5 protein-coding genes and 1 pseudogene are annotated in these 6,000 nt (G+C 61.9%); 1 reads left to right on the plus strand and 5 read right to left on the minus strand.

Annotated features, from left to right (window positions below; translation table 11 throughout):
• Positions 1 to 160 precede the first annotated feature (160 nt).
• Entirely contained in the window at positions 161 to 1,138 is a 978-nt protein-coding gene (locus PMN64_RS29105; protein ID WP_411783143.1) for a Bug family tripartite tricarboxylate transporter substrate binding protein, read from the minus strand.
• A gap of 259 nt (positions 1,139 to 1,397) precedes the next feature.
• Complete coding sequence (locus tag PMN64_RS29110) at positions 1,398 to 1,781, minus strand: nuclear transport factor 2 family protein (protein ID WP_411783140.1); 384 nt, start codon at positions 1,779 to 1,781, stop codon at positions 1,398 to 1,400.
• Positions 1,782 to 1,915: 134 nt separating this feature from the next.
• On the opposite strand from PMN64_RS29110, the gene PMN64_RS29115 reads away from it, so the two are divergent.
• The gene (locus tag PMN64_RS29115) at positions 1,916 to 2,872 is read left to right on the plus strand and encodes a LysR family transcriptional regulator (RefSeq protein ID WP_028340526.1); all 957 of its coding nucleotides are present in this window, start codon (positions 1,916 to 1,918) and stop codon (positions 2,870 to 2,872) included.
• Between the two features lie 6 nt (positions 2,873 to 2,878).
• Here PMN64_RS29115 and PMN64_RS29120 read toward each other — a convergent pair.
• The 3 genes and pseudogenes from PMN64_RS29120 to PMN64_RS29130 all read right to left on the minus strand — a co-directional run.
• Positions 2,879 to 3,073, minus strand: a pseudogene (locus PMN64_RS29120) (DUF1254 domain-containing protein); the annotation flags it as partial.
• 86 nt (positions 3,074 to 3,159) lie between these two features.
• The gene (locus tag PMN64_RS29125) at positions 3,160 to 4,269 is read right to left on the minus strand and encodes an HlyD family secretion protein (protein WP_411783141.1); all 1,110 of its coding nucleotides are present in this window, start codon (positions 4,267 to 4,269) and stop codon (positions 3,160 to 3,162) included.
• 417 nt (positions 4,270 to 4,686) lie between these two features.
• Positions 4,687 to 5,649, minus strand: a complete 963-nt coding sequence (locus PMN64_RS29130; RefSeq protein WP_411783142.1) for a DMT family transporter — start codon at positions 5,647 to 5,649, stop codon at positions 4,687 to 4,689.
• Between the last annotated feature and the right edge of the window lie 351 nt (positions 5,650 to 6,000).

Raw genomic sequence — 6,000 nt, forward strand, 5'->3', positions numbered from 1 at the left:
ATCCCCGTCATCCTGAGGAGCGCGCTTTTGCGCGCGTCTCGAAGGATGCACGGCCACCAGCCGGGCCGTCGATCCTTCGAGACGGCCGCGTTGCGGCCTCCTCAGGATGACGGAGTTGGCAGACTTCGTCGCTTCGCTTCGCTCGCAATAACGGGTGTCTCTACTGCTTCTCGATCCCGGCGTCGGCGATCAGCTTCTCCCACAGCACGAGCTGCTCCTTGAGGAATGCCTCGAACTCCTCGGGCGTGCCGGAGAATGCCTCCATGCCGCGCTCGGCGAGCTGGCTTTTGATATCCGGCCGCTCGACGATCTTGCGGATCTCCGCATTCAGCCTAACCACGACGTCCTTCGGCATGTTGGCGGGACCGAGATAGCCCTGCCAGGAGGTGATATCGAAGCCCTTCACGGTGTCGTCCATCGTGGGCAAGTCCGGCAGCAGCGCCGACTTGCGCTTGGTGGTGACGGCGAGCGGCTTCAGCACCTTGGCGTTGACGTGCGGCAGCCCGGTCGGCACGTCGATGAACATCATCGAGATGCGGCCGGCGATGACGTCGGTCAGTGCCGGCGGCGAGCTCTTGTAGGGCACATGCAGAAGGTCGATGCCGGCGAGGCGCGCGAAGGTCGCGCCGGAGACGCTCGCCGACGACGAGCCGCTGGCGTAGCTGTACTTGCCCGGCTCCTTCTTGGCGAGCGCGATCAACTCGGCGACCGAGTTCGCCGGGATGTCCGGATGGATCACCAGCATGAAGGGCAGGTCGCCGGTGCGCGCGATCGGCGTGAAATCCTTGATCGGATCGTAGTTCATGGTCTTGAGCAGATACGGATTGGCCGAGTGCGTCGTGTTCGTGGTGACGAACAGCGTGTAGCCGTCGGGGGCGGAGCGGGCGACATAGTTCGCCGCGATCGACCCGTTGGCGCCGGCCCGGTTGTCGATCACCATGCCGACGCCGAGCGCAACTCCGAGCTCCTTGGAGATCAGCCGCGTCGTGGTGTCGGTGCCGCTGCCGGCGGCAAACGGCAGCACCAGCGTGATGTTGCGGGTGGGATAGGTCTGGGCAAGTGCCGCCCCGGATATCGCCGCGAACGCGGCGGCGGCCGCGGCGGCCAGGCAGCAATATCGTCTCAATCCCATGATCATGTCGTCGTCCCCCGCGCAGGCCCTGAACAGGCCGATTGCGGCCGAAGCTAGCCCGGCCGCCATGGCTGAGGAAGCCGTGCCGGGAGCAGCCTTTCGCCGCATGGCCACTCCCGGGCCGTCGCAGGGGCGCGCTGCCAAAATATCGAAAACAACCCCATGCAAAGGAGCCGGTGGCGGCCGGCGACCGACCAGTCAACTTGACACGTCGGGCAAATCAGGGTCATTCTTCTAATATTCAGAAAATCGGTCGTGAGGGACGCTACGATCCCGCCGGGAAGACCTGCGCGACGTGAAACACCTTGGTGGTGATGAGCCACCTGCCGTCGATCCGATGAAACACCAGATGGTCGATGAAGCCGGTTTGGCCGGCCCTGACGCGCACCTTGGCGATGGCCAGATCGGACGCGGTCTGGTCGATGCTGATGATGGCCTCCTCGCGCGGCGATTTCATCGACGCCGGCGAGGGACGGCTGCGGATGAAGTCGCGGAATTCCGCGGCCGATCGCACCGTGTGCTTGCCATCCCGGATGCCGTGCACGATGCAGGCATCGCAGAAGACGTCGCGGAACCGGCTATCGTCGACGTCGTACATCAGGTCGAAATATCCATCGATCGCGGATGCGATGGCCTGGATGTCGCTCATTGCAAATCTCCTTGGCGGATGATGTGGCGGTGGCCTCACCGGATCGAACCGGTGACCTGCGCCGACAGTGGCCGATGTGGTGGCGGAGTGCTACGACTGGGCGGTCATCTCTTGGATGACTGAAAGGCATCGGCATGGACGAAGTTGACGGTCGGCTGGTTGGCGGCCTGGTGGTCCTCGCGGCGCTGGCGGATGCGCGCAGTTTTGGCCGGGCCGCCGAACGGCTCGGTATGACGCAATCCGGGGTCAGCAAGGCGATCGCCAAGCTCGAGGCGCGTCTCGATGCCAGGCTGGTTCACCGCACGAGCCGCGCCGTCGAGCTCACCGAGGAAGGACGCGCGCTGTATGAGCGGGTTGCCGCGCATCTGGCGGGGATCGGCGAGGCGGCGGCGGAGACCGCGAAATCGCGCGATGCGGTTCGCGGCAGGCTGCGGGTCAATGTCGACCCGCTGTTCTCCCGCATGGTGCTGTCGCCGAAGCTGAGCGAGTTCCTGCTGCAGAATCCGGGCATGGAGCTGCGTATCGAGACCCGCGACCGGATCGCGGATCTGGTCAGCGACGGTTTTGATCTGGCGGTGCGTTTCGGCGAGCCGACGCCATCGGCGCTGATTGCGCGCCGCGTACTCGATACGCGCGTGCTCACCGTGGCCTCGCCGATCTATCTCGAACGACACGGCCGGCCGCTTGATCCGCGGGAGCTGGCAAGCCGCGACCATCAGTGCATCCAGGCAATCGACGCGGCGACCGGGCGTCCCTTTGATTGGGAATTTCGACGTGGCGGCGAGGTCGTGCCGGTCGCGGTCAACGGGCGGCTGACGGTGACCGATTCGGGAACCAAGCTCGGCGCTTGCCTGGCCGGCTTCGGCATCGCGCAGGTGATCGATCTCGGCCTCGACGATCACCTGAGGAGCGGCGCGCTGATCGAGCTGTTTCCAGACTGGCCCGACGAGCGTTTTCCGCTCTACGTCTATTACGCCTCGCGCAACCACGTGCCGGCCAAGGTGAGGCGGTTCATCGACTTCATCACGGAAACGCTGGCGGCAAAGTCACATTCGCCGCGCAAATCCGCCGGCTTGCGCAAGGTAGGCTAGCGATCACGCAGAGGAATACAAGGTATCGAAGTTGGGCCGCACCACGCCTTTGAAATTGGCGGTAGGATACTCCGGTATATTGGCAAACATATTCGCTGGCCCTTTGGCGATCTCTTTTCCGGGCTCGATGTTGGTGAACTGTTTTCGTGTTATGTCCATCGACAGCAGTGAGTAGAAATAGAGGTAGGCTTCGACGCCGATAGCATGCGCCTCTTGCGTTTTGTTGCGGCAATCGGTCGAGGATGAGCCATGTTCGGGCTCGCTGGGCGGTTCTGCTCCTCTCCTCGTCACAAATAGGCCGTGTACGAACTGATCCAGACCAGGATGTTCTTGATGATGCCGATGACCCCCGCATTTGGTGCAAACACGGTTGCGGTGCCTGGCATTCCCAGCCGAAGATCGGCCTTGTCGTAGCCTTTCGGTATGGAGATCACGGCGGGATAGGAATCTGCTCCACGCATTGAACCGGAACGGACAAGCATTCCGGAAACCGCGATCTGTCCCTGGCCAACCCCGATCGGAATATCTACAACTTCCGCCGAGAAGATTTGCCCGGGCCGATTGTCGAATACGATCTTGGCTGGAGCACCCGGCCTGACCGTCTCAAATCCGTTCGGCGAGAACATTCCAATGATCCGAATGTCTCTGCTCACGACGAGTGACATGACGGCTCGCGCTTGCAGCGCACGGTCGCCGACTGCAAGAGCCAAACTTGTAACGTAACCATCGTCTGGGGCCCGCACTGTGGTTTGCTCCAGCTCCCACTTTGCTTGGTCGAGTTGGGCCTGGATCTGCGCAACCGCGGTGTTCACGCCGCTTACTTGCGAATCCATCGCGAGTTTTGCGGTTGTTTGTGCCGCCTTGGCAGCCTGGAATTGATAGTTCGCAGTGTCGTATTGGGACTGGGTGTCCTGCAGCTTGAACTCGCTCTGCGCCTGCTGGCTGGTTAGCTTTTGCATGTCGGCTAACCTTTGCCGATTGTACGCCACTTGGGCTGTCAGCCCCTGAACGTTGGCTGTGGCCTGTTCGTAATTGGAGACCAGTTGCTTGGCCTGATCCTGCGCCTGCGCCAATGATGCTTCCAATTGCCGGACTTTGTTCTCGAACGGCACGGGATCAATCTTGAACAGGACATCGCCTGTCTTGATCGGAACGTTCGTCTTTACCGGAACGGAGATGATCTGTCCCGAGACGTTGGGGATCACCTCAACAACGCGAGAAGCAACAATGACGCTTCCGCTCGGTGTCAGATGGTTGAACAGCGCGAGAAACACCGCGAGAATGAATGCACCGATCAACACGGTGACGGTGCCGGAACCCCACCCCCATCTGATTAGCTTCAATCGCGAAAAAATAAGCCAAATCAAAGCAATATACAGACAAAGAATAATAAGCATGTGGAATCTCGCAGGAGCCAAGCGGGAATTCGACACCCATGCAGCGTGCCCCCTCGCAGAGCTATTGAGTTGACCTAAATCAACACAAAGGTCGTTCAACCTTGCGTCGCGACCGCCCCTTGCTGCCGGTACACAAGACCGGTACACGACCGACGCCGCAAGCTTCAAATCCCCTGCAATTTCAGGCGATTTGGGTGGTGGCGATCCAGTCCTTTTCTGGGCACCAAATCTCGAGATCTTAGAAGGGCACCCTGACGGTCAGTCTCGCCCGCAGCGGAGCTACGGATCCACGTCCGCTTTGCGCCAACAACCGCCCGCATGCTGGAGGTCGCCTTCTGGCCCATCGCGTCATCTAGCTGCAGAATCTGGTTGCCTTCGGTGCATAGCGGATTCTGGCAAGCCGTCCGCCCGGCAGATTTATGGGTTCACGCGCTTCGCCGATTTGTTGGCGGATCCCTGCCGCGAGGCGATGATGACGCCGGCGAGCACCAGCGCGTAGCCGATCAAATGGAATGGCGCGAGCGTCTCGCCGAGCAGCAGGATCGCCATCGCCGAGCCGAACACCGGCACCAGATGGAAGAACGGCGCGGCGCGGTTCGGGCCGATCAGCGCGACGCCGCGGTTAAAGAACAGATAGGCGAGCGTGGACGGGAAGATCAGCGTGTAGCCCAGCGTGGCAAAGGTCAGGACGTCGAGCTTCAGCGTCACGCCGCTTAAGAATTCCCAGACCGCCACCGGCAGCAGCATCAGCGCGCCGCAGCAGGTGGTGAACGAGATCAGCGAGAGCTGATGGATTTTCGGCCGCCGCGGGATCAGCGCCGAATAGAGTCCGAACGACACCAGCGAGGCGCCGAACATGATGTCGCCCCGGTTGAAGCTGATGCCGGCGAGCGCGGAGAAGTCGCCGCGCAGGATGATGGTCAGCACACCGGCCAGCGAGATCGCGATGCCGGCCAGCTGCGCCGGCGTCAGCCGCACGCCGAACAGGATCAGCGACCACAGCGCCACGAACAGCGGCCCCGCCGACTGGATCAACAGCGCATTCAGCGCCTCGGTATACTGCATCGCCCAGTACGAGATCGCGTTGTTGAAGGCGAAGCCGACCGCGGACAACAGCAGCATCAGCGGTAGGGCGCTGCGCAGCTTCGGCCAGTCCTGTTTCAGGTGCGGCCAGGCGAACGGCAACAGGATCAGGAAGACGCCGAACCAGCGGATCGTGGTCAGCGTGACCGGTGGCACATGGCTGCCGACATGCCGCGCCAGCACGATGTTGGCGGCCCAGAACAGCGACGTCAGGCTGAGCAGCAGATAGGGCTGGTTATTGAGCCAGTTGAGCGGCGAGCGGCGTGGCGTTGTGGCAGGTGCGGGCAGAGCGGTCATTATTGGGTGGATGTTGTGCCCGAATCCGCCGCCGCGACAAGACGAAAGAGTGGATTGGAGCCATGCGTGCGAGGCTACAATCTGGCGAGGGAGCCACACCGCCGGAGACGTCATTGCCGTGGAATAACAGAACCCGTCATCCTGAGAGACCGTGAATGTATGCCTCTCGATGACGCAACATACTCGATGTCGTCCCGGCGAAAGCCGGGACCCATAACCACCGAAGGTCATTGTTGCGCGACGCTGGGGCCACAGCCTTTCCAACAACTCGACTCTGTGGTTATGGGTCCCTGTGTCTTGGAAGTCTGTCAGGATGAGGGTGGGCGGGAAGCCGTTGGGTCCTTGGCGCTT

Source organism: Bradyrhizobium sp. UFLA01-814, assembly GCF_046718885.1.
GTDB classification, from domain to species: domain Bacteria; phylum Pseudomonadota; class Alphaproteobacteria; order Rhizobiales; family Xanthobacteraceae; genus Bradyrhizobium; species Bradyrhizobium elkanii.